The sequence below is a fragment of the Pseudomonadaceae bacterium SI-3 genome (genome assembly GCA_004010935.1).
Classification (GTDB): Bacteria; Pseudomonadota; Gammaproteobacteria; order Pseudomonadales; family Pseudomonadaceae; genus Stutzerimonas.
In genome coordinates, this window is sequence record CP026511.1 from 961331 (window position 1) to 986825 (window position 25495).

Here is a 25495-nt window from a genome sequence, read left to right on the forward strand (position 1 = left end):
GAACATGCCAAACAATTCTTTCGGTGAATCCTCTTGTACCGCTGCGGCCAGCGGCCTCGTGCAGGTGCGTGGCGCGCGCGAGAACAACCTCAAGGAGGTGGACGTCTCCATCCCGCGTAACGCGCTGGTGGTGTTCTCGGGTGTCTCCGGCTCCGGTAAGTCCTCGCTGGCCTTTGGCACCATCTATGCCGAGGCCCAGCGGCGCTACTTCGAGTCGGTGGCCCCCTATGCGCGGCGACTGATCGACCAGGCGGGCGTGCCGGACGTCGATGCGATCGACGGCCTGCCGCCGGCGGTGGCGCTGCAACAGCAGCGGGGCTCCAGCAACGCGCGTTCCTCTGTGGGCAGTGTGACCACCTTGTCCAGCCTGGTGCGGATGATGTATTCGCGCGCCGGCGCCTACCCAGCCAACCAGCCCATGCTGTACGCCGAGGATTTTTCGCCCAACACGCCGCAGGGAGCGTGCCCGACCTGCCACGGCCTGGGCCATGTGTACGAGGTGACTGAGGCCATCATGGTGCCCGATCCCTCCCTGAGCATCCGCGAGCGGGCGATCGCCTCCTGGCCCCCCGCCTGGCAAGGCCAGAACCTGCGCGACATCCTGGTCAGCATGGGCTACGACGTTGACCGACCGTGGAAGGACCTGCCAAAGAAGGATCGCGACTGGATTCTGTTCACCGAGGAAACACCGACGGTGCCGGTGTACGCCGGCTTCACGCCCGCCGAAACCCGCGCCGCGCTCAAGCGCAAGATGGAGCCGAGCTACATGGGCACCTTCACCGGCGCCCGGCGGTATGTGATGCACACCTTTGCCAACACCCAGAGCGCGCTGATGAGAAAGCGCGTGTCCCGGTTCATGGAGGGCAAACCGTGCCCCACCTGCCACGGCAAGCGGCTCAAGCCCGAGGCGCTGTCGGTCACCTTCGCCGGCGTGGACATCGGCGCGTTCATGCAGATGCCGCTGGACCAGTTGGCGGCCTTGCTCGAACCCATCGCCCAGGGCGATTTCCGCGCCCATGCAGCGGGGGCGGCTACGGACAAGGAAGCGACCCGACGCGACCGTGCCGAACGCGCGGCCTCCGGTCGCGCCGTCCATGCGGTATCGCCCGACGTGCGCCGCACCTCGGCGCTATCGGAAGAAAAGCGCCTCGCCGCGCAGCGCCTGGCTGGAGGCGTGATGGCGCGCCTGCGCCAACTGCGCGAGCTAGGCCTGGGCTACCTGACGCTGGACCGGGCCACGCCGACGCTTTCGGCCGGCGAGTTGCAGCGCCTGCGGCTGGCCACGCAATTGAGTTCCCTGCTGTTCGGTGTCGTGTACGTGCTCGACGAGCCCTCCGCGGGCCTGCACCCCTCCGATAGCCAGGCCCTGTACGACGCACTCGACCGGCTGCGCGACGCCGGCAACTCGGTGTTCGTGGTGGAGCACGACTTGGACCTGATGCGCCGCGCGCAATGGCTCGTGGATGTCGGGCCGGATGCTGGGGAGCGTGGCGGCCGCGTGCTCTACAGCGGCGAGCCGGATGGCCTGCGCAAGATTGCCGAATCGCGCACCGCCCGCTATCTGTTCGAGGAGATCCCCGCGCCGGGAAGCCGGGCACGCGAAGCGACCGGCTGGCTGGAACTGCAGGGCATCCACCGCCACAACCTGCATGGCGTGGATGCACGCATTCCGCTGGGCGTGCTGACGGCCGTCACCGGTATCTCCGGCTCCGGCAAGTCCAGCCTCGTCGCGCAGGCCCTGCCGGAGTTGGTGCTGCTGCACCTGGGCCACGAGCCGGAAGACGATGCGGCCGAAAGCGCCACCAGCGAAGGGCCGGCGGTGATCGAAGCGACTGGCGGTCATCTGGCGGGCGATGTGGACGCCATACAGCGCCTGGTGCAGGTGGACCAGAAGCCGATCGGGCGCACGCCGCGCTCGAACCTGGCTACCTACACGGGTCTGTTCGACCATGTGCGCAAGCTGTTCGCCGCCACGCCCGATGCTCGACGCCGCCGCTATGATGCCGGACGGTTCTCGTTCAACGTCGCCAAGGGGCGCTGCGAGACTTGCGAGGGCGAGGGTTTCGTTAGCGTGGAACTGCTGTTCATGCCCAGCGTGTACGCGCCGTGCCCGACCTGCCATGGCGCGCGCTACAACGAGGCCACGCTGAAGGTGCAGTGGAACGGGCGCAACATCGCCGAGGTGCTGCAGATGACCGTGGACGATGCCAGCGAATTCTTCGCGGGTGAAGACGCGGTGGCAAGGCCCCTGCAACTGCTGCGCGACATCGGACTGGGCTATCTGCGCCTGGGGCAACCGGCCACTGAGCTTTCCGGTGGCGAGGCGCAGCGCATCAAGCTGGCGACCGAGCTTCAGCGCAGCCAGCGCGGCCGAAGCCTGTACGTGCTCGACGAGCCGACCACCGGGCTGCACGCGTCGGATGCCGACCGGCTGCTGGTGCAGTTGCAGCGCCTGGTCGATGCCAGCAATACCGTAGTGATGATCGAGCACGACATGCGTGCGGTGGCCCAAGCCGACTGGGTGATCGACGTAGGGCCAGGCGCGGGCGCTGCCGGCGGCAGCATCGTGGTGGCGGGTTCCCCTCAGCAGGTGGCCCGAAAGTCTGGCAGCCGAACCGCTCCGTTCCTTGCACGGGAGTTGGCGCGGGTCGAGTAGCTTAGTTCGCCAAATGTTGCCAGCTTCGCGGGGCATTGATCGTCGCCACACGGTGGTGACGGTCGCTGCCCGAGTCGCGTCATCCTTCCTGAGTCAAAGCAAGATAGGGATTGTTGGGCGGTATTTCGGCGAATACCAAGGACCCATTTTCGAGGAGGTAGCCATGCAGTCGGCGGGACTTCCTCGGGCCCGTGACTTCACAGGTCCAAATGTTCAGGCCATTTGAGTGCTTGCGGTGTAGCTGCAGTTTCTCAAAGCGCTTTTGCACCCACTGCCAATCCTGTTGCTTGTCCTGCCTGGCTAGCGCATCCACCTGGGGATGTTCCTGCGCATAGCGATGGAACACGCCGGGACTGACCAGGTAGGCGGTGTCGCTCACCGTATGCACGAGCGCCTTGGCGTCGTTGATGATGAGTCGCCGCGCGGCGACTCCCTGTTGCAGCCACGTCATGAAATGCTCCCCGGATGGTATCGCGACTATTGGAGTTGATGCAGGTCCAGGCGCAGGGGTAAGTGGCAAGGGAGACGCTGCGGCTGTGGTTGGGGCAGGAACGTCAGGCTGGGCAGGGACTTTCTCCACTGGCTCTTCACTCTTCCCCATGTCGGCCGTGCCATCCAATCCAACCATCGGCAGCATGTCCTCCATGACGTCGGGCACGGGCGGGGCCGCAGTCGGCAAGGCGGTATCGCTGCGAGGGCATTCCCAAGGGGGAGTCTCCTGACCTTCGGGTGCTGGCTGCCCCACGACCGCGGGCGGTGTGCCTGGTGCACTGCCGTTGATTTCCGCTGGCGTCGTGTCGATCGCCACCGTGCCTGCGAAAAGCGCTGGCCGCTCGCCGGATTCCCAGATCAGCGCGGGCGCGAGGCGCAACAGGGTGAACGAGTAGGACCAGCCGGTCGCACTGGTCACGGTCGCGCGCCAGACCGCCTTGCCGTCTGAGGTAGGCTGGAGCATGCCGTGGTCCTGCAGCACGTTGAAGACGGCGGTGTTGTTCGCAGGAATGCCGTCGATCCCCTGAGACAGCAGGTGCGCGCGCAGCTTGTCCGAGACAGTCTTGCTCACCAGCCACAGCCCATCCTCAGTGAGCCAGCCATCGGAGGCTTCCGGCTGATTCAGCTTCAACTGTTCCTTGAGCAGGAAGCGCAGCCCGTCCAGCAGCTTGCGTTGCAGCGCGTGCCTGGGCGCGGCCATGGCGCGCGCGGGATCGCCGCCCAGTTCCTGTGCCACAGAAGCGCGATCAGCCTGCACGACCAGTTCACCCAGCACGCCGGCGTGCTCGTACTGCCCGGCCAAGACGTAGAGCAATGGTGCCCACAGAGACGGATAGCCGCTGAGCCAGTCTAGGAGCGGACCATCGAGCAATTGGCGGTAGAGCAGCCCTGTTGCGGCGCTGTGCAACCGGTACTCGCGGTCTTCGCGGTAGCGGAAGCGGTACGACTGGTGCAGCGGGCCGTGCCAGGGATGCCACAGCGAGCCGTCTGCCAGCTCGACCAGCAGATCGACGGCCACCTTGCCGATGTCGTGCAGCCACGGCGTTGTAACCGGCGTAGTCGTCGGTCATCAGGTAGCCGCGGTAGCCATCGAGCAGGCGTAGCGGCACCTCCTGCGCGCGGCTGGCTGTGTAGTCGAAAAGGATCACCGGCTTGTCCGGCGGCCCACCGCTTTGCACCCACATCCAGGATTGTGCCGAGGGGTCGCGTCCCGGTTCATGCAGCACCTGCAAGCGCGTTTCGTCGCAGTGCAACACGGGGTAGTCCAGCAGCTTGTCGCGCATCAGGTTGAGCAACGGTTGCAGTTGCTCGCCACTTTGGATCACCCAACGCGCCAGGGGCTGGCGTGGGATGTCGACGCCGTGGCGGCTGCCCCCTAAAGAAGGTTGGCCGTAGAAGAGCACTTGAAGGGCTTCGCGTCCCTCTCTGGAGTGTGCTGTCTTTTGCGTGTACAGCCCTGGTTTCAGCGTTGTCAAGTGGCAGTTTTGCTATAGGAGCGTTTTTTCCGCGCACCGCATCACTGGTAATGCTATTCGATCACTCGAAGCTTCGGATGATCTGATCGTTATTTGGTCAGATTGCTGTTTTTGACATCGGCAAAGACTGAAATCAGTCAGAAATACAAGGGTGTGCAGCCCTAGATTCTTTCTTGCAGCGCCTTGAAGAAGGCATCGATATTCTCATCGTGGCGTTTGTAGTAGGTCCAGGGGCCGATCCGCTGCGATGTCACCAATTGCGCGCGCTGTAGAGCTGCGAGATAAAGCGATGTCGTTGACTGCGAGAGGCCCGTGCGCTCTTGGATGATACTGACGCACACGCCTACCGTTTCTGGGTCGACTTCCTGCTCGGGAAAGACTGTCCTGGGATCCTTGAGCCAATTGAGGATGGCAAGGCGCGTCGGGTTCGCCAATGCTTTCAGGGCTTCGTTGACGTCAATAGTCATGAATTTTTTGAGACCTGTTTTTTTCGATATCTAGATATCTTCCTGATTCGCGCATCAAATTGGAAGGCTTCGCCATGATCTCTGCGCGCCTGCCCGTCGCAATGACGGGCTGGTTTGGACTGGAATCCTATTGCCCTGTCAGGTAGGACTATCGGGCACCTGTGCGCCGAATTGCGGGACGATATGTTTGCCAAGTTCCTCGATAACCTCTGCTGCGGGGCGTTTACCATACTTGAGGTTCAGGATGACGTGATCTACACCGATTTCCTGAAGTGTATCCAGCAAGGCCCGCAGGTGGTTACGTCCCAGTCGGAATCCTAGATGGATAGGCGAGGGTGGCGTGGATGGGTGTTCGTCCAGGTCGATATACAGCGATTGCAAGAACGGCTTGTAGATAGTGCCACATTGTTTAGCCGTTTCCTGTCGCCAATCTTCCACGATGAGTCGCTGCATTTTTGGCGGACGTGGATAGTTGATCCATCCATGGCTTTCACGCGCGATCCAATCGAGCGGCTGGCGGCTGTGTCCGGTTACGAATAGCGGTATTTCCCGAGTCGTAGGTTTGGGAACGAGATCGGCCCCCAGTAACTCGCCGTGACTCCAGCGAATGGGCTCGAAGTGTGTTCGATGGGCTTGGCGTATCACATTGAGGTTTTCTTGAAAGGTCTCGCCACGCTGTTCTGGATCAATGCTGAATGCGGGAAACTCCACGGGACGATCGCCAGAGGCTACTCCCAGGAGCAAGCGACCTCCGCTCAACTGATCAATGCTCGCTGCGGCCTTTGCCGTGTGCAAGGGATTACGCAGAGTAAGGGCGATGGAGGCGGTGCCTAGTGCGATTTTTGTTGTATGGGCTGCCATGTAGCCCAGATACACCCAAGGGTCGAAAACCTGGCCGACATCGCCGAAGCTTGGGTCCCTGAGTGGGACGTCGCGAAACCAGAGCGCCGAAAAACCAAGTGCCTCTGCACGTTTGGCCAGCGCGACCTGATCTAGCATGCTCGGTGTATCACCTTCGAAAGCCTCCAGGGGAAAGAACAGCCCAAGGCTTAGATGACCCTGCCTGAAGGTTCGTTTGAATCCCCTATGCTCTTGGTAGGGGATCGTGCTCGGTTGGTACATGCTTAACTTCCTCGGTCAACAATCGCTGAGCCACGCCCCTGAGTTATGGGGCGTGGCATTGAGCGTTTAGGATTTGTAAGTCGGGTAGTCGGTGTAGCCCTTATCGGTACCGCCGTACATGGTGCTTGGATCAACTGGGTTAAGCGGCCAGTTGTTGGCGATACGAGCGGGCAGGTCGGGGTTCGCAATGAAGGGGCGGCCAAAAGCGATCAGATCGCCCCAGCCAGCTTTTATCACGCGATTTCCTCGTTCAGCGGTGTACTTGCCGGCATAGATAATCTTGCCGCTGAATGTCTTACGAACAGCTTCCCGGAACGTCTCAGGCAGCTCGGGTGCGTTTTCCCAATCGGCTTCGGCGAGCGACAGGTAGGCAATGCCCACTTCCTCGAGGATCTTCACTGCCTCGATGTAGGTTTGATGAGGATCTTCTTCGACCAGACCAAGGTAGACGCGGTCTTCGTCTGTGGTCGCGAACAGCGGGGCGAAGCGAACGCCAACGCGCTCCTTGCCGACCACACCAGCAACAGCGAGGGTGATTTCGCGCAGGAAGCGAAGACGGTTCTGCAGCGAACCGCCATATTCATCATCACGCTGGTTGGTATGGGCCGAAATGAACTGGTTTACCAGGTACCCGTTCGCGCAGTGAAGCTCCACCCCGTCAAAACCTGCGTCCAAAGCATTTCGGGCTGCTTGGGCGTAGAGCTCAACCAGTTCCTTTACCTCCTTGGTGGACAGGGCTCGTGGGGTCGAAGGGTCGGCCAGTGTACCCGTGCCGGGGCCAGTTTCGATGAACACCTTGACGTTGTCCGCGCGGATGGCTGATGGCGCGACGGGCGCTTCACCACCGGGTTGCAGCGATGTGTGCGACACGCGGCCCACATGCCAAAGTTGAGCAAAGATCACCCCCCCTTCGGCGTGAACAGCGTCGGTGACCTTACGCCAGCCTTGTATCTGTTCCGGGCTATGAATGCCAGGTGTCCAGGCATAACCCTGTCCTCGGGGTTCGATCTGTGTGCCCTCGGTCACCATGAAGCCAGCACCGCTGCGCTGACGGTAATATGTGGCCATTAGGTCGTTCGCAATATTGCCGGGTTGGGAGCTGCGCGAACGCGTCAGTGGCGGCAGAACGATACGGTTCTTGAGGGTGTATGGGCCCAGCTGAGTCGTTTTGAAAAGTTCTGATTGTGTCATTTTGCTTACCTGCATATCTGAAATATTCGATGTCGTAGGTCGAAAAAACATGGATCAACGAGGTCTGAAGAGTCCGAGCGGTGCAGGTCACGAAGGCGCGCTGTGCGCCCTGCACCGCGCGGGCGACGTCGGCAGCTGTGGCGTTGGGATGTTGGTGAGAATTTTTCCGTTGGCGGGGTTGATAATGTCGAGGGCTTCACCGTATTCGTCCGAAACTCATTGGTTGTCAATAAACAGGCCGTAGCTGCTGTCGGGAAGGTGATTCGGACGGGTATCGCTGGAATCTTTCATGGGAGTACCTCCTGAGGTTTCTAGCGCGGTTATGGGTAGGCTATTCTCGATATTCATATATGTCAATATATTAATATCGCTTCCGGCACGTACGCATGGTTCCACGCCCTTGCAGCTCACTTCTGGATCAGCTGGGAGCGCGCCGTGCTTCGCGCTAGGGTTGCCTATGCAGTCAGCTCCCTTGAGCTTTTCATCATGGAGGCTGGCTGCATCAGGTATGCCATTGCCGTGATTGCGTTGATGCTATTGCCCGACAACAAAGGTATTCACCTTGACGATCTGGATGACAGCGAAGTTGACGCTACGCCCGCACTTCAACCTTCTTCTCCTCAGACGCATGTATAAGGAATGTTCGCGATGATCCGAATTGTCTACTTGTTGGTAAAGCCTATGTTCCGCCAGGAATGTTTGCGTCACTATCAGATGAGTGAGGGTATCCCTGGCCTGTTTAAATATGAGGTTAGGTTGGTGGCTGAAAACCCTGCCGATACCCATGTGCCATACCTGGATGTAGGGCCGGTTCACGCGATTGGCGAATGCTGGTTCCAAAGCCCGGAGGACTACCAACGATATATCGAGTCGGCAGTGCGCAAAGCCTGGTTCGAACATGGTAAAACGTTCATTGGCCAGCTCAAGCCCTTCGTCACTGAAACACTTGTTTGAAAGCTGCTCGAAGCGGTTATCTCCGATCAGGCCACCCCTCCATTCATTCTGGAGGGGCTTTCATCTACGAGTGAACCCCTGGTTATTGATTTAACGTAAATCACTGGCAGATTCCCCAATGAACATGGGGACCCGTGCGAGTCTCAATTCGCACGAGGTGCCGTCTATGTGTCGATTTGACAGCGTGTCCAACGACTGCGCGTGGGAACCATCGATCAGGTCGCCGATGGGGTAAAACATATCGAGCGGCTGATGCCTGCAAATCTCTCAGAAATCCTGGCAAGTTGCCGGGATGGTTCAGTGACGTGCCATGCAGCAACCCCAAGATGGCCCAACTGCAGGCAGTGAAACTCATTTCGCAGGGGTACACACCGGGACACTGCCTGGACATCAGTACCATCTGGTAGCGCAAAAGGTTGTAGCCCAGCAGCACACCCCATAGCTCTTGAGCGATCATCTCTGGCGTCTTGCTTCTCAGGGTATATTCGCCGCCCAGCAGTCTCTGCTTGATCGCCCGATAGCCCAGCTCGATTTCCCAGCGTTGACTGTAAAGGTCGACGATCTCCCCACCCGGAAAGCGCAGCGGGTCGACCATCGAAGTCAGTACGCTTACCATTTTTCCCTTGATCATCTTGCGCAACAACCGCGCTCGCATTTCGAGCGGACGACAGGTGGTATGTGGTCGGTAAATACATAGCGGCCATACTGTAAGCGCGAGTAGGCGGGTCTTTGGGCTGACGCCCGGCGATATCGTCAGGGCGTCAGATCCATACAGCCGTTCGATCAGGCTGCCGGCTTCAGAATGACCTTTGTCCAACCCTCATCTCGCGCATCGAAATGCTTGTACGCATCGGGCCCTTCCGCCAATTTCAGGCTGTGAGAGATGATCTGCGAAGGCTTGGCGCGGTCGTGATGGATCAGCTCCGCAAGCCTGCGGTTATAGGCTTTGACGTTGGCTTGCCCGGTGCGTATCTGCTGGCCCTTGAACCAGAACGCGCCGAAATCGAAGGCCATTTTGCCTTCCTTCGCCAGTTCATTTTTCGCGCCCGGATCCTGAGGAACAAACACCCCGACGACGCCGATGCCACCCGTGGCCTTGGTGGAAGCTACCAGGTTGTTCATCGTCAGGTGATTGGCCTCATGGCCGTGATTGTCACAGCACTGGTACCCCACACACTCACAACCTCGATCAGTGCCTTTGCCGTGAGTCAGGTTGAGGATCTGATCAACCGCCTCTTTCTCCAGGGAGTTGATTGGCGTGGCCCCCATCTGCGCGGCCAATTTCAATCGATCCGGATGGTTGTCGACCACGAACACTTGCGAGGCGCCTTTGATCATCGCGGCATGAGCTGCCATCAGGCCCACTGGCCCTGCACCGTAAATGGCGATGCTTTCACCCGGCATCAGGCCAGCCAGTTCAGTGGCATGCCATCCGGTGGGGAATATGTCTGACAGCATGACGTAGTCGTTTTCTTTCTCTTGCGCATCCTCTGGCAGCACCAGGCAATTGAAGTCCGCATATGGCACACGCAGCAGTTCTGCTTGACCACCCTGGTATGAGCCCATATCGGCAAACCCGTAAGCAGCACCAGCACTGCCGGGGTTGGCCGTGAGGCAGAAACCGGTCAAACCTTTTTCACAGTTTTCGCAGAAACCGCAGCCGATATTAAATGGCAAACAGACGCGATCACCTACCTTGATGCGATCTACGCCGGCGCCGACTTCGATGACTTCCCCGAGGTTCTCGTGACCGAAAACACGTCCCGTCTCCATCGAGGTGCGGCCCTCGTACATGTGCAGGTCAGAGCCGCAGATATTGGTAGTGGTGATGCGCACTACGGCGTCGGTAGGTTTTTCGATCTTGGCGTCTGGGACATTTTGCACGCTGACGTCGCGTGGCCCGTTGTAAACGATGGCTTTCATTAGACTCTCCCGTTCAAGCGACGATGAGGTGGTTTCGTCTGCTTACGAGATATCTGTTTAGATCTACGAACGTATGTTCCACAAATCGAGCTATGACCAGACGAGTGGTGATGCCGTCGCCCGCGCGTGGCGGTCCTTGAATTTGCAGCTCGTGACGAACTTAGACAGTTGAACGCCATAGAAGGAATATGGCTACGTGTAGTGGTCTACTAATCCTGGACACCCTTTTAGGGCGAGAATGCTCGCCATTCAGAGGTGTTCGATGAGCAGACAACGACGTACTTTCACCCCCGAGTTTAAGCGCGAAGCAGCCAGTCTAGTGCTCGACCAGGGTTACAGCTGTCCTGAGGCAGCCAAATCCCTTGATGTAGGTGAGACCGCACTGCGGCGCTGGGTCAACCAGTTGCAGTTGGAGCGCGGTGGCATCACCCCCACAGCCAAAGCGCTTACGCCTGAGCAGCAGACTATTCAGGAGCTTCAAGCCCGCATCAACCGGCTGGAGCTTGAGAAGAAAATCTTAAAGGAGGCCACTGCGCTCTTGATGGCCGAGGAGCACGGGCGCAGACGTTGAAGTCGATTCGGCAGTTAGCAGCACGCTACCCAGTTCAACTGCTGTGTTCAGTGTTTGAACTGCCTCGTTCCTGTTACTACGCCCATATGGCTCGGCGCCGTCGCATTGATGTTCGGCGGGTGGGTTTACGCAGCCGTATTAGCGAACTTTTCAGTCAAAGCCGTAGTTCAGCTGGCAGCCGCAGTATCGTTGCCATGCTCAAGGATGAGGGCGTCAAAGTAGGTCGCTTCAAGGTCAGGGGCCTGATGAAGGAGCAGGGTTTGATCAGTAAGCAGCCAGGTTCTCATGCGTACAAAAACGCCACTGTTGAGCGGCCTGACATTCCCATGCTTTGGTGGCTGGTTGGGAGATCTAGAGCCACGATTCGCAGCCCTTTTCCGTCGATGGCGGCCTTGAGCTTCGACCAGTCTTCAGCCGGCAGGCGGGACAGTCGGTCGATAGATTCCACCAGCAGTACATCCCCCGGGTGGGAATCGGCCAGCAGGCGCACCAACTCGGGGCGATCAGCACGAGTACCAGATGCGTTCTCAATGTATTGCGCGGCAATGGCCTTGCCATGATCGGCAGCAAACTCCTCCAGGACGGAACGGGCTCGGGCAGCGTCTTGTTCGGCAGTAGAGGCCCGAAGGTAGGCACGGACAAACATTTCTTGATCCCTATGCGTGCTGTTTCAATTTGGGCGTTGCAGAAACATCGTTACAGTTTGGGTGTTAGTTATAGAGCGGCAAGGACGAATCTGCCGCGCCTTTTCCGTATCAGTTGAGGCATACCTCTAAAAACGCTAGCGTAGATTGATTACTTTTTGGTCTGCGATGGGCCGGAGTCGTTGCCGTAGCGGAGGTCCGTTGGCAACGCGACGGTGATTTTGGAAGTTAACGCCATCTCGAGCATGAGCCTGTTGCCGCAGTGGAGGTCAAACGGCAACGGTAGCTTCACCATTTGTCGCTCCTGAGCCCGAAACAGATGCAGTAGGTTCCGGGTACGGCCATGACGACGCAGACGATTGGCCCCACGCCCACGATTTGCCCCCAGAGGCTTTTCAGCAGCGGATAAGCGAAGAACACCGCTGCCGCTTCTGCCGGTTGCATGGTGGCCAGTCTGCCGAGGATGGCGGCACTCATTCCGGAAAGAAGTAGCAGCATGCAGCCTGTTACCGCCAATACTGGTCGGAGTCGGGATTGTGGATTGTGACGATAGCCAGAAGCTGGGACGTCCAGTGGCAATGGAATCTGCCGGACGAGCCTGCTGCGCCCAATGCGTGCGTCGAGGGTCAGGGCCAGCCAGGAAATTCCGATGGCGAATGTGAGGATGAAGCTAACAACCAGTGCAAGTGGCGACATGATCAAACTCCTCTGAGTGCTGTGGCGACTGCCCGTTAGTCGAAACCGAAGGACGAAAAACTGTCTCCGAAGCTGCTTATGCCGTGATCAAACGACAGGCTGTCAGTCATCGTGTCCGTGCCGAATGCGTTACCCATGACATCGAAACAGCTGTCGAGCATGGGCATTCCGTTGGCGGGATTGAGCCAGAAGGTTTCCATGGGTTCGAAGTGGGTCGATGAGAAAGCTGAGAAAGTATCCTCGGCTTGGGTCTGGCCTACCGGGTCAAATGAATCAGCCCAGTTAGTGTGATCCTGCAGGATGCTGTCGAACGACGTACTCGTGTCCCCATCTTCCAGCGAATCGACCTGATACCACCAACGTTCCTGGCGAATACCAAGGCCGTCATGCACCACGACCGCTTTTCCCTGGCTGGGATAGATGACCGTGGTGAATGCCGCTTTTTCTGGCCGGACGACAGAGGTGATGAGATTGGCAATGTGCGTAAACAGGTTCATGGCTAGCTCCTCGGTTTAGTTGGTTTCAGCATCTCCTGAACCCCAAATAACCCAAGGCATGGGTAAGATCGCATACCGCCTTGGAGACGGATCATCTATTGCAAGCTCGGGTGCGTAGAGGGGCACAAGCACGGCCCGGATCAGCAATCCATTACCGCAGCCAGGCCCTTTCCCTTCCAGGAGAAGCAGCACAGCAGGCGCGCGATGCCGGCTACCGCGCGGATACCCGCCACAATTGATCTACTCGCGTCGTGAAACTCTGGCTCATCAGCTCGCGACGCATGCTCCAGGCGGGGGCTGCTGGTACCACACCAGGTCGCAACGTTCCCCGTCCCCATTTGGCGTTGATCGAATCAAGCACGGCCATCACCTTCTCCGAATTAGCTGGCTGACTGGAGGCGAACAGGTCGTCGGTGAAGGCGTTTACGTCGGGACTAGTCATGCTTCCGCAGTCAGCGGCGAGGTAGTCCCTGAGCTCACTGGAGCCCAGGGTTTCGAAGCAGGCCGTCTTCAGCGTCTTCCTCGATGAATTGACTCTCAAGCCAGCCTTAGCCGCGCTGAGATAAGATCGTCTCGAGCAAACCAGGAAATCGATTGTTCAAATCATCCCTGCGCAACGAGTTCATATGGGTCGTGCCGATGGTTTGGGTTTGGACCAACCCGGCATCTCGCAGCACCCTGAAGTGATGGGACATGGTGGACTTTGGTCGGCCACCGTCCAATTCGCCACAGCTGGCTTCGCCCAGTTCGGCAAGGCGTCGGACGATCTCCAGGCGCACAGGATCGCTCAAGGCGTATAGCAGACGCTCGAGGACGATTTCAGTGACGGGAGGGTGTTTGTAGGGGCGCATGAACGAAGCATACACGGGTTTGCTCTATCTCCATAGTTCGAATACTATCGAATTAACGTAATAGACAACCCTCGGAGAAACCAATGTCTGCGCTGTTCCAACCCTTCACGCTTAAAGACGTCACGCTTCGCAACCGTATTGCGATTCCCCCTATGTGCATGTACTCGTCAAACGATGGCCTGATCAACGAGTGGCACAGTGTTCACTACGCCTCCCTTGCGCGTGGCGGGGCGGGGTTGGTGATTGTCGAAGCAACCGCTGTAGCGCCAGAAGGGCGGATCACTCCTGGCTGTGCGGGTATTTGGAACGATGAGCTGGCCCAGGCCTTCGTACCGGTGGTGCAGTCGATCAAGGCAGCCGGCTCGGTCCCCGGCCTGCAGATCGCCCACGCCGGTCGCAAGGCAAGCGCAAACCGTCCATGGGAAGGCGATGACCACATCGCTGAAGATGACGCCCGTGGCTGGCAGACCATCGCTCCATCGGCCATAGCTTTTGGCGGTCACCTGGCCAAGCAGCCGCAAGCCATGACGCTGGAAGACATTGCCCGTGTGCGTGAGGATTTCGTCGCAGCCGCTCGCCGTGCGCGTGACGCTGGCTTCGAGTGGCTGGAGCTGCATTTCGCCCATGGTTATCTGGCCCAGTCGTTCCTTTCCGAACACTCCAACCATCGCGATGACGCCTACGGCGGCAGTTTCGACAACCGTAGCCGCTTCCTGCTTGAAACGCTGGCGGCTGTTCGTGAGGTTTGGCCGGAGCACCTGCCGCTAACCGCTCGTCTAGGGGTTATCGAATACGACGGCCGGGACGAACAGACGCTGACCGAGGCTATCGAACTGACACGTCGCTTCAAAGATGGTGGCCTGGATCTGCTGAGCGTCAGCATTGGTTTCACCATCGCTGAAACCAACATTCCCTGGGCGCCTGGCTTCATGGGCGAAGTTGCCCAGCGCGTGAAGCGTGAGGCGGGGATACCAGTGGCTTCGGCATGGGGCTTCGGCACGCCAAGCGTTGCCGAAGAAGCGGTCAAGAGCGGTCACCTGGACTTGGCGATGATTGGGCGAGCACATCTGGCCAATCCAAATTGGTCCTATCTTGCCGCCCAAGAGCTGGGCGTAGAGCGTGCGTCCTGGACCTTGCCGGCTCCCTATGCCCACTGGCTTGAACGCTACAAGTGATCCGTCGGGGCGAAGACGGCCGTCATGGCCTAATCGCCCGCTGCCTCAGCGCCGATGTGCGCTGGTGGCTACCTGGCTGGGCCGCTCATGGCTCGGCCCTTCCGATAGATAGCTGAGGATTACGCTATGTCTCGCGTCATACGCTTTCATCGCACCGGTGGACCGGAGGTTCTCCAGATCGACGAGATCGACGTGCCGGCTCCCGGCGCGAACGAGGTTCAAATCAACGTCAGGGCGCTCGGCATCAACCGGGCTGAAGTGATGTACCGCACAGGCCAGTACGTCATCGAACCGACGTTTCCCGCCATGCTGGGCTATGAAGCGGCTGGGACCGTATCTGCAGTGGGTCCCGGTGTGGTCGGCTTCGCTGTTGGCGATGCGGTCAGCGTAGTGCCCGCGTTCTCCTTTGACGAATACGGCTTGTACGGTGAATTGGTCAACGCGCCGGCTCACGCGGTGGTCAAACACCCGGAAGTGCTCTCTTTCACGGAGGCAGCAGCGACCTGGATGAAGTTTGTCACCGCCTATGGCGCATTGATCGAGCTTGGTGGGCTGCAGGCCGGCGAGACGGTGCTAATCCGTGCGGCGTCCAGCAGCGTGGGGCTTGCCGCTATCCAGATTGCGAACATGGTGGGCGCCGTTCCTGTGGCGCTGACCCGCACCAGCGACAAGCGCGAAGCCTTGCTTCAAGCGGGGGCGGCGGCAGTCATCGCGACCCAGGAGCAGGACATGGTGGCTGAGGTCATGACGGTGACTCATGGCAAAGGCGCTCGCATGGCCTTCGATCCCGTTGGCGGACCCGAAGTGGCCTTGGTGCTCAAGGCGCTAGCGAACCACGGCATCTTCTTCCAGTACGGCGCTTTGGACACTCGGGATATCCCTGTGTCGGTCATGGACCTGCTCGGCAAGCATCTGACGCTGCGCGGTTATCAGCTGTTCGAGATCACCCAGAATCGAGAAAAACTCGAACGGGCCAAGCACTTCATCAATGAAGGGCTCGCCTCTGGACAGCTGCGTCCGGTGATCGACCGTACATTCAGCTTCGACGAGATGGCCGAGGCTCACCGGTACATGGAATCGAATGCCCAGGTGGGCAAGATTGTTGTAACGCTGTAAACCACGTTCAGGTCTTCGCGGCATGGCCGGTAGGGTCACCTTCGGTAAGCCCATGCCAGTTCGATGCGTCTTTCACACATGCACAGACAGGAGGTTCGATGACCACCCCACTCACACTGGTTGCCACATTGGTCGCCAAGGCCGGCTCCGAAGATGAGCTCCAGCAGACGCTGCAGGATCTGCAAGGCCCAAGTCGCGCCGAAGCGGACTGCATCCAATACGACTTTCATAAAGATGCAGAACAGCCTCGCACCTTCCATATGGTTGAGCAGTGGCGAGACGAAGCGGCGCTGACTGCGCACGAGGCCACCCCGCATTTCCAGGCAGCGCTGCCGGTTATCGAGCGCGCCGCCGAAAAATTCTCCGTCATGAAAATGTACCGCGTCTCCTGAGGAGCTCCGAATGAAAGCGATTGCACACTTCAAATGCCTGCCTGTTGAGAACCCTGACGCCCTCGTGGAGATCGATCTACCCGAGCCAGTGCCGGGGCCGCGCGACCTGCTGGTAGAAGTCAAGGCCGTATCGGTCAACCCGGTCGATACCAAAGTCCGCCAGGGCTACGTGCCGCATACAGACGAAACACAGCCGCGCATCCTCGGTTGGGACGCTGCCGGCGTGGTCAAGTCGGTCGGTTCCGACGTAACGCTGTTCAAGCCCGGTGACAAGGTGTGGTACGCCGGGTCGCTGATCCGCCCGGGCAGCAACAGTGAGTTGCAGCTGGTAGACGAGCGCATTGTCGGATCGATGCCACAGTCGCTGGAGTTCGCCCAGGCCGCGGCGCTTCCCCTGACGTCTCTGACCGCTTGGGAATTGCTATTTGATCGCCTCGGCGTAGCGCGCGACACCACCGACCGTGGCGAAACGCTGCTGATCATTGGCGCTGCAGGCGGGGTGGGTTCAATCATGACTCAGCTGGCGCGTCAGTTGACCGGCCTGACCGTCATTGGTACGGCTTCGCGCCCTGAAACCCAGGCCTGGGTCACCGAACTCGGCGCCCATTACGTGATCGATCACACCAAACCACTGAGCGAAGAGCTCAAGCGCATCGGCCTTCCGCAGGTCAGCTACGTCGCAAGCCTGACGCAGACCGATCGGCATTACGAGCAGATCATCGAGTCACTGAAGCCACAGGGCAGGTTGGGCCTGATCGATGACCCGGCCACGCTGGACGTCGTACCGCTCAAACGCAAGAGCCTGTCGCTGCACTGGGAGCTGATGTACACGCGCTCGCTGTACGAGACCGAGGACATGCAGGAGCAGCACAACATCCTCAATGAAGTGGCCCGCCAGATCGATGCGGGTGTGTTGCGCACCACCGTTGGCGAAAACTACGGGCGTATCAGCGCCGAAAACCTACGTCGCGCCCATGCCTTGCTGGAGAGCGGCAAGGCAAAGGGCAAGATCGTTCTGGAGGGCTTCTGACGGTATCTGGCTACCGGCTCATGCGGTAGGTAGCCAATGCTGGATTCAAGAGTAGCGCCCATGAGCGATTCAGTGAGCGCCTTGAAATGCCTCCTATTGAGATCGTCTCGCAAGACCATCACCCAGCCGTCAACGACTTCATCCGAAACGTCCAACTAATAGGAACCCCATATGAACAACGCTACCGGCTATGCCTGGACTTGCCCCTACAAAACCGGACACCAACTCCCCGTTAAATTGATGCTGCTGCCAAGCGCCTGAACTCCCTCGGCGAGCGGTATTTCAAAGCGCTGTGCGGATGCTGCTCGTTGTAATGCTCGAAGGCAATTGCCAGGTTGCGCAGCGCCGTTTCTCGATCCGGTTTGGGCATGTGCGCCACGTAGTCACGCTTGATCGTCTTCACGAAGCTCTCAGCCATGCCGTTGCTTTGCGGGCTGCGAACTGGGGTGGTCACCGGCTGCAAGCCGATCTGTCGAGCAAACAGGCGTGTCTGTTCGGCGGTGTACGCCGAGCCGTTGTCGCTTAGCCATTGCACCGGCGTGGCGGGCAGTTGATCACCAAAGCGCTTCTCCACGCTTTCCAGCATCAAATCGCGGATATCATCGCCGCTGTACCCGGTCGGGCTCGCGACCCAGCCGATGGCTTCGCGATCACAGCAATCCAGGGCGAAGGTCACGCTCAGTTTGGCGCCGTCCTTGCAACGGAACTCAAAGCCGTCCGAGCACCAACGCGTATCGCTGGCTTCCACCGCAATACGGCCTTCGTGCCGACGCGGCACACCGGGCTGTTTGATGCGGCGCTCAAGCAGCAAGTTGTGATCACGCATGACCCGGTAAACCCGCTTCACATTGATCGCCGGTAGCGACTGGGTTTCACGGGCGCGACGCAGCAATCCCCAGACGCGGCGGTAGCCGTAGCTGGGAAGTTCGCTGACCTGTTGCTGGATTTCAACTACCAGATCAGCATCGTTCACAGGCCTGCTCCGCCGTACTTTGGGGGATGCCGATTGCTTGATTCGAACCGTTAATTGCGAGCGCGCCACACCGAGACATTCGCTGACCAGCTTCACTGGTCGTCCCCCGGCAACAAGGGTGAGTGCGCAATCCATTTTCGCGACCGGGCGATCTCCACGGCCTCTTTGAGGATTTCTGCTTCCATCGTTTTCTTGCCCAGCATCCGTTGCAGTTCACGGATCTGCTTGAGCGCATCGCTCAGCTCGGAGGCAGGTACCACGGCTTCGCCAGCACTGACCGCCGACAAACTGCCGTCTTGGTAAAGCTTGCGCCACAGGAATAGTTGGTTGGCATTGATGCCGTTACGCCGAGCCACCAACGAAACGCTCTGCCCGGGCTCAAGGCTCTCTCGAACCATGGTCAGCTTTTGCTCAGGGCTCCAGCGGCGCCGCCGCTCCCGACCCAAAAGCTCCCCACTCTTATCGTTGCTATTAGTCATAAACATAACCGTTTGCCTATCCCTTATCGTAAGGGGGAAACGGTGTCCTGTCTTTCAGGGGGCTCGTTCATCGATTGGGTTAACGCCGCTGGCTTTAATCTTTACCAGTACCTGCCCTTGTTGTGGCGAAGGCTTTGCGACTTCGACTTCAAGCAGGGTGCTCGCGTCATAGCTGTCTAGGCGCAAGGCCTTCATCAGTCCCCCACTCGAAAGCGATTCAGTTACGTTGCTCACAGCTTTTCACTCCATATAAGCGGGGCCTGACGCCGAAGCGGCAGGCCCTAAACTCATTAGAATTCCTGCACGGTTGGGCGCAGAACGATCTCGTTAATATCCACGTCAGCAGGCTGCTCAATTGCGAAGGCGATAGCTCGAGCGACCGATTCGGCGGGAATTGCATGCTTGTAGAAGTCCACCACGAAATCGCGGCTCTGTTGGTGGGTGCTGCCGAATTTCAGTTCGGAGTCCACGGCGCCCGGTTCGATAGTCGTGGTGCGGATGCTGCCACCGACTTCGTGACGCAGTCCTTCGGAGATAGCCCGCACAGCAAACTTGGTGCCGCTGTACACGGTGCCACCTGGGCTAAACACCTTCAGGCCTGCAACCGATGCGATGTTGATGAAGTGACCACTGTTTTGTTTCTGGAAGACTGGCAATGCAGCCGCGACTCCGTACAGCAGACCCTTGATGTTGATATCGATCATGCGATCCCACTCGTCAGTGCGAGCATCGCTGAGCGGTGCAATCGCCATCAGTCCGGCATTGTTGACCAGTACATCAATGCGACCGTAGGTGTCCACGGCACCTTGAATGAGCGTTTTGACCTCTTCCTGAGAGGTAACATCGGTCTGATACGCGATTGCCTGACCACCTGCATTGGTCAGCTCAGCCACCAATGCGTCGAGTTTATCTTTGCGACGTGCAGCCAGCACTACGCGAGCGCCAAGCGCAGCAAGGTGGCGCGCAGTAACCTCACCCAGGCCGCTACTGGCACCGGTGATAACGACAACTTTTCCAGAAATGTTATTGCTCATGCTGAGAACCTCATCGGCGGGTTTGTACTTCGCCATGGCTGGTTAACCTGGCAGTGCGCAAACTTTAGACCCATGATTGATCTCAATAAATGGAAATGATTAGATTATGCTATTCCTGAAAATGGAATAAATGAGAGGGGCAACATGCTTAACCGCATGGAGATGGTTAGGATTTTTTGCACAGCAGCAGAGGCAGGTAGCTTCCGCCAAGCGGCAACTCGATTAGGCATCTCCCCACAAGGGGTGACTCGAGCCATTCAAGCCCTGGAAACTGAGCTTGGCGAATCACTGTTCCACCGCAATACCCGCCAGGTGAGCATCACTGCTTTCGGTCAGGATTACGCCAAAGATGCCAGGTCAGCTCTGGATCATTTCGATACGCTATTCCGGTCGCACAGGACGGAGCCTGAGCTGTCAGGTAGGGTGGGGATTACGGCTCCACATGCTATTGGCAGGCGCTTCCTGATACCGTTTCTTCAGCCCCTGGCCGCTGCACATCCTGACCTGCAATTCGATCTCCGCTTGGAAGATCAGATGACTGATGCTGTTGAGGCGCATATCGATATTGGTATCAGGGTGGGGGTTATTCGCGACCGGCGCTACGTTGCACGTGCCTTAGCTCCCGTGCCGTTTTACGTTGTCGCGTGCCCGTCTCTCATAGGCCAAAAGACACCACCTGAATCTTTGGATGCCTTAGCTAAGCTGCCACTTTCAGTCCTGATCGACCGGAAAAATGGCCGCCCTTGGCCTTGGCTATTTGCCGACGGGCAAACGTTCACGCCCAGGCAGCCAGCGCTTATCTGTGATGATCCAGATACGGAATTGGAAGCCACCCTGGCAGGCATGTGTTTTGGCCAAATTCCTGCCTATCTGGCTGAGCCTCATCTGCGGTCAGGAAAGCTGGTTGCTGTTTTGGCTGATCTCGCTCCAGCGCCATGGGATCTGTTCATATACCGCCCGCAGCAGGGTCCTGTATCGAAGCGGGTGCGATTGGTGTACGACCACCTTAAGCAGGCTTTCTCAAACCCCAAGCTATTTCCCCAAGGCCTGGGGACATAGCGATGCATACCTGCCAGCCAATCGTCCGCTATTGGCCGGTTAGCGACCATTTTTCTGGCTAGCCATGCTTGGCCTCCCACATGTGGAGGACTTGCCATGAACATCACTGCTACCTGCACCCGCCGGCCCTGGAACAAAGGAAAGTTGGTCGGACAGAAAACCCCGCTCCGGCTGAGAGATATCTGGGCCATCCGAGTAAGGCTTCAGCTTGCAGAACGAACCCGGGATCTGGCTCTGTTCGATCTGGCCATCGACAGCAAGCTTCGAGCCTGCGACTTAACTAAGCTCCGTGTATGCGACGTTGCTCATGGCGAGCATGTGTCATCACGAGCAATGGTTATGCAGCAGAAAACGAAGCGACCAGTGCAGTTCGAAATTACTGAGCAAACACGGTCTGCTCTCGCGGCCTGGATACACCAAGCCCAGCTCCGTAGCCAGGACTGCCTTTTCCCGAGCAGGCTGCACACCTCAGACCATCTATCCACTCGTCAATACGCTCGTATCGTCAAAGGCTGGGTGCAAGCCATTGGCCTTGATCCGGCCATGTATGGCACTCACACAATGAGACGTACAAAGGCATCACTGATCTATCGCAGGACAAAGAACTTGCGGGCCGTTCAACTTCTGCTTGGCCATACGAAGCTGGAGAGCACCGTTCGATATCTTGGGATTGAGGTCGACGACGCCTTGGAAATGGCAGAGCAGACCGAGGTTTGACCATGTATAGCGACGGTCGAAGTCAGGCCGTCGCTAACCGGCCAAAAGCGACCAGTCGTAACGGGCAATCATCGGCCAACTATTTAGTGCTTCACAATCACCCAGAGCAAGAATAGAGTAAAGATTACTACCTAATAGGTATTCTACTCTACATGAATAGTTGGCTATCTCTGATCATCGCCTTGCCGACCGCTAACGCCACAGAGCGGATGCGTGCCTGGCGTGCCCTCAAGAGCAGTGGCGCAGCGGTACTGCGCGATGGTGTCTATTTGCTGCCTGATACTCCCGCCTGCCGGGAAGCGTTGGAAGCTGTTGAGCGCGACGTGCTGGGTAGCAATGGCACGGCCTTTCTGTTGCCCATCAATGATCCGCAAGGCGAGCGCTTTATCGAGTTGTTCGACCGTAGCGAGGACTACGCCAAGCTGCGCGTCGAGATCGAGGCGTGCCAGGCTCAACTGACTTCGGATAACGCCCTCACTAGCACCAAGCAGGTACGCAAGCTGCGCAAGGCATTTGCGCAGCTTGCGGCCATCGACTTCTTCCCTGCGGCAGCGCGGAAACAGACCGACACGGCCCTCAAAACACTTGAAACGGCCATCAGTCGGGCACTTTCGCGGGATGAGCCGAGCAGTCAGGATCAGCCTATCGAACAGCTGGATCGCCGCGACTACCAGGGCCGCCTCTGGGCTACGCGCAAGCGGCCCTGGGTCGACCGCCTGGCCAGTGCCTGGCTGATTCGGCGCTGCATCGATCCGAGAGCCCGCATTCTCTGGTTGGACACACCGAATGATTGCCCTGCTGACGCGCTGGGCTTCGATTTCGACGGTGCGACCTTTAGCCATGTCGGCAGTCGCGTCACCTTCGAAACCCTGCAAGCCAGCTTTGCACTGGTCGAGCCAGGCCTAAGCCGCATCGCGGCTCTGGTGCATTACCTGGATGTCGGTGGCGTTCAACCCGCTGAGGCTGTTGGCATCGAGCGTGTATTGGCCGGGCTGCGCGAAACCATCCTCAATGACGACCAGTTGCTAACGGCTGCTTGCGCCATCTTCGATGGGTTGCTGGCGGCATTTGTGAAAGAAGAGACCCCTGATGAATGAAACCACACTGCCGCCTGTAGAGCAGGATCTGCCACGTGCCGAGCCTGTCAGTTTGTTCCAGGCTTTTCTGTTCTGGCTCAAGCTCGGTTTCATCAGTTTCGGCGGCCCAGCCGGACAGATCTCGATCATGCACCAGGAGCTGGTGGAGCGTCGGCGCTGGATCTCTGAGCGGCGTTTTCTGCATGCGCTGAACTACTGCATGCTGCTGCCCGGCCCGGAGGCCCAGCAACTGGCCACCTATATCGGCTGGCTGATGCACCGCACCTGGGGTGGTGTGATTGCCGGGGTGCTGTTTGTGCTGCCCTCGCTGTTTATCCTGATCGCGCTGTCGTGGGTCTATATCGCTTTCGGTGATGTGCCGGTGGTGGCCGGACTGTTCTATGGGATCAAGCCCGCCGTGACCGCCATCGTGGTGCAGGCCGCTCATCGCATCGGCTCCCGTGCCCTGAAGAACAACTGGCTGTGGGCGATAGCTGCCGCCTCGTTTGTGGCGATATTCGCCCTCAACCTGCCGTTCCCGCTGATCGTGCTGGTGGCCGCAGTGATCGGTTATTTCGGTGGGCGTTTCGTCCCAGAGAAGTTCAGCATCGGCGGTGGTCATGGCGCGGCCAAGCAGTCTTACGGCCCAGCGCTGATTGATGATGAAACCCCGACACCGGAACATGCGCGCTTCCGCTGGCCACGACTGCTCTTGCTGGCAGCGATAGGTGCAACGCTGTGGGCGTTGCCCATGGGGCTGTTGACCGCTCTATTCGGCTGGGAAGGCACGCTGACGCAGATGGGCTGGTTCTTCACCAAGGCCGCACTGCTGACCTTCGGCGGTGCCTATGCGGTACTACCCTATGTCTACCAGGGTGCAGTCGGCCACTACGGCTGGCTGACCCCGACACAGATGATCGACGGTCTGGCTCTGGGTGAAACTACGCCAGGGCCACTGATCATGGTGGTGGCCTTCGTCGGTTTTGTCGGTGGCTACGTGCAGCAGGTATTCGGTGTCGATCAGGCCTTCTTGGCCGGTGTCGTGGCCGCCAGCCTGGTCACCTGGTTCACCTTCCTGCCGTCCTTCCTGTTCATTCTTGCGGGCGGCCCGCTGGTGGAATCGACCCACAACGAACTGAAGTTCACCGCGCCGCTGACGGCCATCACCGCCGCCGTGGTCGGGGTAATCCTCAATCTGGCGCTGTTCTTTGGTTATCACGTGCTCTGGCCGCAAGGCTTCGAGGGGGCTTTCGACTGGCCTTCGGCGCTAATTGCCCTGGCGGCAGCGGTAGCCTTGTTTCACTTTAAACGCGGTGTCATCCAAGTGCTGATGGCCTGTGCTTTGGCCGGACTGGTGGTACACCTGCTGCAAAACTGAGAGGTAGAAGATGAGCAGAATCTCGATATGCGAACTGGCGGAATGGCAGGCAGCAGATCGGGCGTTCACTTTGCTGGATGTGCGCCGTACGAGCGTGCGGCTTGCCGATGCCGAAGAAATTCCCGACGCACACTGGCGTGATCCCGAGGCTGTCTTCACCTGGAAAGATCAGGTTTCACGGGACAGGCCAGTGATTGTCTATTGCGCCAAGGGGCGTGAAATCAGCCAGGGCATCGCCGCCACATTGGAGGCCATGGGCCTGGATGCTCGCTTCTTGATCGATGGCTTTGCTGGCTGGTACGGCGCTGGCCGGCCCACCCGTAGCATATCGAGGTAGTGGATCTCCGCCGATATGACGCGATAGTCGCTGGCACTAGCCGAGCGAGCGGATCATGTGTAGTACGGCCAGATGCCCGGGGTAGAACCAATAACCCCAGCGCTTGACCGGCCAGACCCTGAACTGGCGCAGTCGGCGCAGCAGCCACAACCCAAGCAAGGGTGCGACAAACGCAGTGATCACGATCAGCAAGGTATAGGGCTGCAATTCCCACTCGGCGAGCCAGCGGTTGCGACTATTGGCCAGTACGCACAGTGCGGCAGGCAATAGCCACACAAGCCCTGGGCGCTGAATGGCCAGCAGCAACGCTGCCGGCAGCAGTGCGCCGAAAACGCCGTACATCAGGCGCTCTTGCATCAGCACCGCGACAGTCACGCCGGCCAGAGCCAGGATCAAACCGTCGCGACCACGGTGATGTGCTCCCCAGGTGATAAGCAGGCCCAACAGCAGCGAAGGCATAACGTTGAGCGTGCTGCTGTCGTTAGAAAGCAGGCGATAGGGCAACTCCGAGATCACTGCAAACGCAGTCATCCAGCACATGTAGCGAACGTTGTTATCGGAATACAGCTCACCTGTTTGCGAGCGCGCGACATTGGCGGCGATCCCCAGGCAGAACATTGGAAAGGCTAAGCGCCCAACGATGAACAACCATCCGTTGTCAGGCCAGATGTAGCGCAGGTGATCCAGCAGCATGGTCAGCATCGCCAGCCACTTGATCAGATCCAGGTTGGTGTCGCGCTTCTGCAGGCTCACCCAAACCACCCAAGCGTCATGGCAGCTAGTGCCAGATAGCGAGTGGTCTTAGCCAGCATCACGATCAACAGAAAGCTCCAGAAGGGTTCTCGCATGACACCCGCGACGACTGTGAGTGGATCACCAATGATCGGCACCCAACTGAGCAGCAGTGACCAGCGACCGAAGCGGTGATAAGCCTGCTGAGCCTTTTCCAGTTTGCCCTCGCTGACGGGAAACCAGCGCTTGTGTCTGTAGCGCTCGATAGAGCGACCCAGCAGCCAGTTCAGTACCGAGCCCAGTACATTACCCGTGGTGGCGACCGCCAGCAGCGCCCAGACCGCATAGCGGTCAGTCAGCAGCAACCCGACCAGCACCGCCTCCGACTGCATGGGTAGCAACGTGGCAGCACCGAAGGCAGCGAGGAACAGGCCGAAATAACCGGATAACTCCCACAT

Annotated in this window: 24 protein-coding genes and 6 pseudogenes; 13 read left to right on the plus strand and 17 right to left on the minus strand. The window is 58.9% G+C overall.

Annotated features, from left to right (window positions below; genetic code table 11):
- Window positions 1-4 precede the first annotated feature (4 nt).
- Window positions 5-2656, plus strand: coding sequence for an excinuclease ABC subunit UvrA (locus tag C1896_04595; GenBank protein ID AZZ44251.1), 2652 nt, complete (start codon window positions 5-7; stop codon window positions 2654-2656).
- A gap of 79 nt (window positions 2657-2735) precedes the next feature.
- On the opposite strand, the pseudogene C1896_04600 reads toward C1896_04595, so the two are convergent.
- The 6 genes and pseudogenes from C1896_04600 to C1896_04625 form a co-directional block, all read right to left on the minus strand.
- Window positions 2736-4184 (minus strand): annotated as a pseudogene (locus C1896_04600) (relaxase).
- Window positions 4180-4518: pseudogene (locus tag C1896_04605) on the minus strand (IS66 family transposase). Before C1896_04605 ends, C1896_04600 begins: the two co-directional pseudogenes overlap by 5 nt.
- A 266-nt stretch (window positions 4519-4784) precedes the next feature.
- Window positions 4785-5090, minus strand: a complete 306-nt coding sequence (locus C1896_04610) for a transcriptional regulator (GenBank protein AZZ44252.1) — start codon at window positions 5088-5090, stop codon at window positions 4785-4787.
- A gap of 138 nt (window positions 5091-5228) precedes the next feature.
- Entirely contained in the window at window positions 5229-6212 is a 984-nt protein-coding gene (locus tag C1896_04615) for an LLM class flavin-dependent oxidoreductase (protein ID AZZ44253.1), read from the minus strand.
- A 66-nt stretch (window positions 6213-6278) separates the two neighbouring features.
- Window positions 6279-7403: an alkene reductase gene (locus C1896_04620; GenBank protein ID AZZ44254.1), complete on the minus strand. Its 1125-nt coding sequence runs from the start codon at window positions 7401-7403 to the stop codon at window positions 6279-6281.
- Window positions 7404-7491: 88 nt separating this feature from the next.
- Window positions 7492-7694: pseudogene (locus tag C1896_04625) on the minus strand (aldehyde dehydrogenase).
- 144 nt (window positions 7695-7838) lie between these two features.
- On the opposite strand from C1896_04625, the gene C1896_04630 reads away from it, so the two are divergent.
- Both C1896_04630 and C1896_04635 read left to right on the plus strand, forming a co-directional pair.
- Window positions 7839-8039: a hypothetical protein gene (locus C1896_04630; protein ID AZZ44255.1), complete on the plus strand. Its 201-nt coding sequence runs from the start codon at window positions 7839-7841 to the stop codon at window positions 8037-8039.
- 12 nt (window positions 8040-8051) lie between these two features.
- The gene (locus C1896_04635) at window positions 8052-8357 is read left to right on the plus strand and encodes a 4-methylmuconolactone methylisomerase (protein ID AZZ44256.1); all 306 of its coding nucleotides are present in this window, start codon (window positions 8052-8054) and stop codon (window positions 8355-8357) included.
- 193 nt (window positions 8358-8550) lie between these two features.
- On the opposite strand, the pseudogene C1896_04640 reads toward C1896_04635, so the two are convergent.
- Both C1896_04640 and C1896_04645 read right to left on the minus strand, forming a co-directional pair.
- A pseudogene (locus tag C1896_04640) lies at window positions 8551-9012 on the minus strand (IS4 family transposase).
- A gap of 128 nt (window positions 9013-9140) precedes the next feature.
- Window positions 9141-10280 (minus strand): aldehyde dehydrogenase, encoded by a 1140-nt coding sequence (locus C1896_04645; GenBank protein ID AZZ44257.1) that lies wholly within the window; start codon window positions 10278-10280, stop codon window positions 9141-9143.
- A gap of 262 nt (window positions 10281-10542) precedes the next feature.
- On the opposite strand from C1896_04645, the pseudogene C1896_04650 reads away from it, so the two are divergent.
- A pseudogene (locus C1896_04650) lies at window positions 10543-11174 on the plus strand (IS3 family transposase).
- Window positions 11175-11176: 2 nt separating this feature from the next.
- On the opposite strand, the pseudogene C1896_04655 reads toward C1896_04650, so the two are convergent.
- The 5 genes and pseudogenes from C1896_04655 to C1896_04675 form a co-directional block, all read right to left on the minus strand.
- A pseudogene (locus tag C1896_04655) lies at window positions 11177-11497 on the minus strand (resolvase).
- A gap of 286 nt (window positions 11498-11783) precedes the next feature.
- The gene (locus C1896_04660; GenBank protein ID AZZ44258.1) at window positions 11784-12191 is read right to left on the minus strand and encodes a hypothetical protein; all 408 of its coding nucleotides are present in this window, start codon (window positions 12189-12191) and stop codon (window positions 11784-11786) included.
- Window positions 12192-12226: 35 nt separating this feature from the next.
- Window positions 12227-12688, minus strand: a complete 462-nt coding sequence (locus C1896_04665) for a hypothetical protein (GenBank protein ID AZZ44259.1) — start codon at window positions 12686-12688, stop codon at window positions 12227-12229.
- Window positions 12689-12899: 211 nt separating this feature from the next.
- Window positions 12900-13130 carry a DUF4113 domain-containing protein gene (locus C1896_04670; protein ID AZZ47531.1) on the minus strand — a complete coding sequence of 77 codons (231 nt, stop codon included), beginning with the start codon at window positions 13128-13130 and terminating at the stop codon, window positions 12900-12902.
- Window positions 13131-13236: 106 nt separating this feature from the next.
- Window positions 13237-13554 (minus strand): ArsR family transcriptional regulator, encoded by a 318-nt coding sequence (locus C1896_04675; protein ID AZZ44260.1) that lies wholly within the window; start codon window positions 13552-13554, stop codon window positions 13237-13239.
- Between the two features lie 68 nt (window positions 13555-13622).
- On the opposite strand from C1896_04675, the gene C1896_04680 reads away from it, so the two are divergent.
- The 4 genes from C1896_04680 to C1896_04695 all read left to right on the plus strand — a co-directional run bounded on the left by C1896_04680 (window position 13623) and on the right by C1896_04695 (window position 17252).
- Window positions 13623-14714 carry an NADH:flavin oxidoreductase/NADH oxidase gene (locus C1896_04680; protein ID AZZ44261.1) on the plus strand — a complete coding sequence of 364 codons (1092 nt, stop codon included), beginning with the start codon at window positions 13623-13625 and terminating at the stop codon, window positions 14712-14714.
- Between the two features lie 126 nt (window positions 14715-14840).
- Window positions 14841-15830, plus strand: coding sequence for an alcohol dehydrogenase (locus tag C1896_04685; protein AZZ44262.1), 990 nt, complete (start codon window positions 14841-14843; stop codon window positions 15828-15830).
- Between the two features lie 98 nt (window positions 15831-15928).
- The gene (locus C1896_04690; GenBank protein AZZ44263.1) at window positions 15929-16222 is read left to right on the plus strand and encodes an antibiotic biosynthesis monooxygenase; all 294 of its coding nucleotides are present in this window, start codon (window positions 15929-15931) and stop codon (window positions 16220-16222) included.
- Between the two features lie 10 nt (window positions 16223-16232).
- Window positions 16233-17252 carry a zinc-binding alcohol dehydrogenase family protein gene (locus C1896_04695; protein AZZ44264.1) on the plus strand — a complete coding sequence of 340 codons (1020 nt, stop codon included), beginning with the start codon at window positions 16233-16235 and terminating at the stop codon, window positions 17250-17252.
- Window positions 17253-17484: 232 nt separating this feature from the next.
- Here C1896_04695 and C1896_04700 read toward each other — a convergent pair.
- A protein-coding gene (locus C1896_04700) for a transposase (protein ID AZZ44265.1) occupies window positions 17485-18710 on the minus strand; the annotation gives its coding sequence in 2 pieces (ribosomal slippage) (window positions 17485-18359 and window positions 18359-18710; 1227 coding nt in all).
- Between the two features lie 284 nt (window positions 18711-18994).
- Window positions 18995-19738 (minus strand): SDR family NAD(P)-dependent oxidoreductase, encoded by a 744-nt coding sequence (locus tag C1896_04705; GenBank protein ID AZZ47532.1) that lies wholly within the window; start codon window positions 19736-19738, stop codon window positions 18995-18997.
- Between the two features lie 144 nt (window positions 19739-19882).
- Between C1896_04705 and C1896_04710 the strand changes: the two genes are divergently transcribed.
- The 5 genes from C1896_04710 to C1896_04730 all read left to right on the plus strand — a co-directional run bounded on the left by C1896_04710 (window position 19883) and on the right by C1896_04730 (window position 24305).
- Window positions 19883-20797, plus strand: a complete 915-nt coding sequence (locus tag C1896_04710; GenBank protein ID AZZ44266.1) for a LysR family transcriptional regulator — start codon at window positions 19883-19885, stop codon at window positions 20795-20797.
- A 96-nt stretch (window positions 20798-20893) separates the two neighbouring features.
- Complete coding sequence (locus tag C1896_04715) at window positions 20894-21514, plus strand: integrase (GenBank protein ID AZZ44267.1); 621 nt, start codon at window positions 20894-20896, stop codon at window positions 21512-21514.
- Between the two features lie 152 nt (window positions 21515-21666).
- On the plus strand, window positions 21667-22611 hold the full coding sequence (locus tag C1896_04720; GenBank protein ID AZZ44268.1) for a chromate resistance protein: 945 nt from the start codon (window positions 21667-21669) through the stop codon (window positions 22609-22611).
- Window positions 22604-23968, plus strand: coding sequence for a chromate transporter (locus tag C1896_04725; GenBank protein AZZ44269.1), 1365 nt, complete (start codon window positions 22604-22606; stop codon window positions 23966-23968). The genes C1896_04720 and C1896_04725 overlap by 8 nt, the downstream gene beginning before the upstream one ends.
- Window positions 23969-23978: 10 nt before the next feature.
- Window positions 23979-24305: a sulfurtransferase gene (locus C1896_04730; GenBank protein AZZ44270.1), complete on the plus strand. Its 327-nt coding sequence runs from the start codon at window positions 23979-23981 to the stop codon at window positions 24303-24305.
- Window positions 24306-24341: 36 nt separating this feature from the next.
- On the opposite strand, the gene C1896_04735 is transcribed toward C1896_04730, so the two are convergent.
- Both C1896_04735 and C1896_04740 read right to left on the minus strand, forming a co-directional pair.
- Window positions 24342-25067, minus strand: a complete 726-nt coding sequence (locus C1896_04735; GenBank protein ID AZZ44271.1) for a conjugal transfer protein TraX — start codon at window positions 25065-25067, stop codon at window positions 24342-24344.
- Entirely contained in the window at window positions 25055-25495 is a 441-nt protein-coding gene (locus C1896_04740) for a DedA family protein (GenBank protein AZZ44272.1), read from the minus strand. The genes C1896_04735 and C1896_04740 overlap by 13 nt, the downstream gene beginning before the upstream one ends.

What these genes read in the sequence shown, in the direction of transcription:
- C1896_04595 (AZZ44251.1), top strand. Translation starts at nt 5, where the DNA reads ATGCCAAACAATTCTTTCGGTGAATCCTCTTGTACCGCTGCGGCCAGC.
- C1896_04610 (AZZ44252.1), bottom strand. Translation starts at nt 5,090, where the DNA reads ATGACTATTGACGTCAACGAAGCCCTGAAAGCATTGGCGAACCCGACG.
- C1896_04615 (AZZ44253.1), bottom strand. Translation starts at nt 6,212, where the DNA reads ATGTACCAACCGAGCACGATCCCCTACCAAGAGCATAGGGGATTCAAA.
- C1896_04620 (AZZ44254.1), bottom strand. Translation starts at nt 7,403, where the DNA reads ATGACACAATCAGAACTTTTCAAAACGACTCAGCTGGGCCCATACACC.
- C1896_04635 (AZZ44256.1), top strand. Translation starts at nt 8,052, where the DNA reads ATGATCCGAATTGTCTACTTGTTGGTAAAGCCTATGTTCCGCCAGGAA.
- C1896_04645 (AZZ44257.1), bottom strand. Translation starts at nt 10,280, where the DNA reads ATGAAAGCCATCGTTTACAACGGGCCACGCGACGTCAGCGTGCAAAAT.
- C1896_04660 (AZZ44258.1), bottom strand. Translation starts at nt 12,191, where the DNA reads ATGTCGCCACTTGCACTGGTTGTTAGCTTCATCCTCACATTCGCCATC.
- C1896_04665 (AZZ44259.1), bottom strand. Translation starts at nt 12,688, where the DNA reads ATGAACCTGTTTACGCACATTGCCAATCTCATCACCTCTGTCGTCCGG.
- C1896_04670 (AZZ47531.1), bottom strand. Translation starts at nt 13,130, where the DNA reads ATGACTAGTCCCGACGTAAACGCCTTCACCGACGACCTGTTCGCCTCC.
- C1896_04680 (AZZ44261.1), top strand. Translation starts at nt 13,623, where the DNA reads ATGTCTGCGCTGTTCCAACCCTTCACGCTTAAAGACGTCACGCTTCGC.
- C1896_04685 (AZZ44262.1), top strand. Translation starts at nt 14,841, where the DNA reads ATGTCTCGCGTCATACGCTTTCATCGCACCGGTGGACCGGAGGTTCTC.
- C1896_04690 (AZZ44263.1), top strand. Translation starts at nt 15,929, where the DNA reads ATGACCACCCCACTCACACTGGTTGCCACATTGGTCGCCAAGGCCGGC.
- C1896_04695 (AZZ44264.1), top strand. Translation starts at nt 16,233, where the DNA reads ATGAAAGCGATTGCACACTTCAAATGCCTGCCTGTTGAGAACCCTGAC.
- C1896_04705 (AZZ47532.1), bottom strand. Translation starts at nt 19,738, where the DNA reads ATGAGCAATAACATTTCTGGAAAAGTTGTCGTTATCACCGGTGCCAGT.
- C1896_04710 (AZZ44266.1), top strand. Translation starts at nt 19,883, where the DNA reads ATGCTTAACCGCATGGAGATGGTTAGGATTTTTTGCACAGCAGCAGAG.
- C1896_04715 (AZZ44267.1), top strand. Translation starts at nt 20,894, where the DNA reads ATGAACATCACTGCTACCTGCACCCGCCGGCCCTGGAACAAAGGAAAG.
- C1896_04720 (AZZ44268.1), top strand. Translation starts at nt 21,667, where the DNA reads ATGAATAGTTGGCTATCTCTGATCATCGCCTTGCCGACCGCTAACGCC.
- C1896_04725 (AZZ44269.1), top strand. Translation starts at nt 22,604, where the DNA reads ATGAATGAAACCACACTGCCGCCTGTAGAGCAGGATCTGCCACGTGCC.
- C1896_04730 (AZZ44270.1), top strand. Translation starts at nt 23,979, where the DNA reads ATGAGCAGAATCTCGATATGCGAACTGGCGGAATGGCAGGCAGCAGAT.
- C1896_04740 (AZZ44272.1), bottom strand. Translation starts at nt 25,495, where the DNA reads ATGTGGGAGTTATCCGGTTATTTCGGCCTGTTCCTCGCTGCCTTCGGT.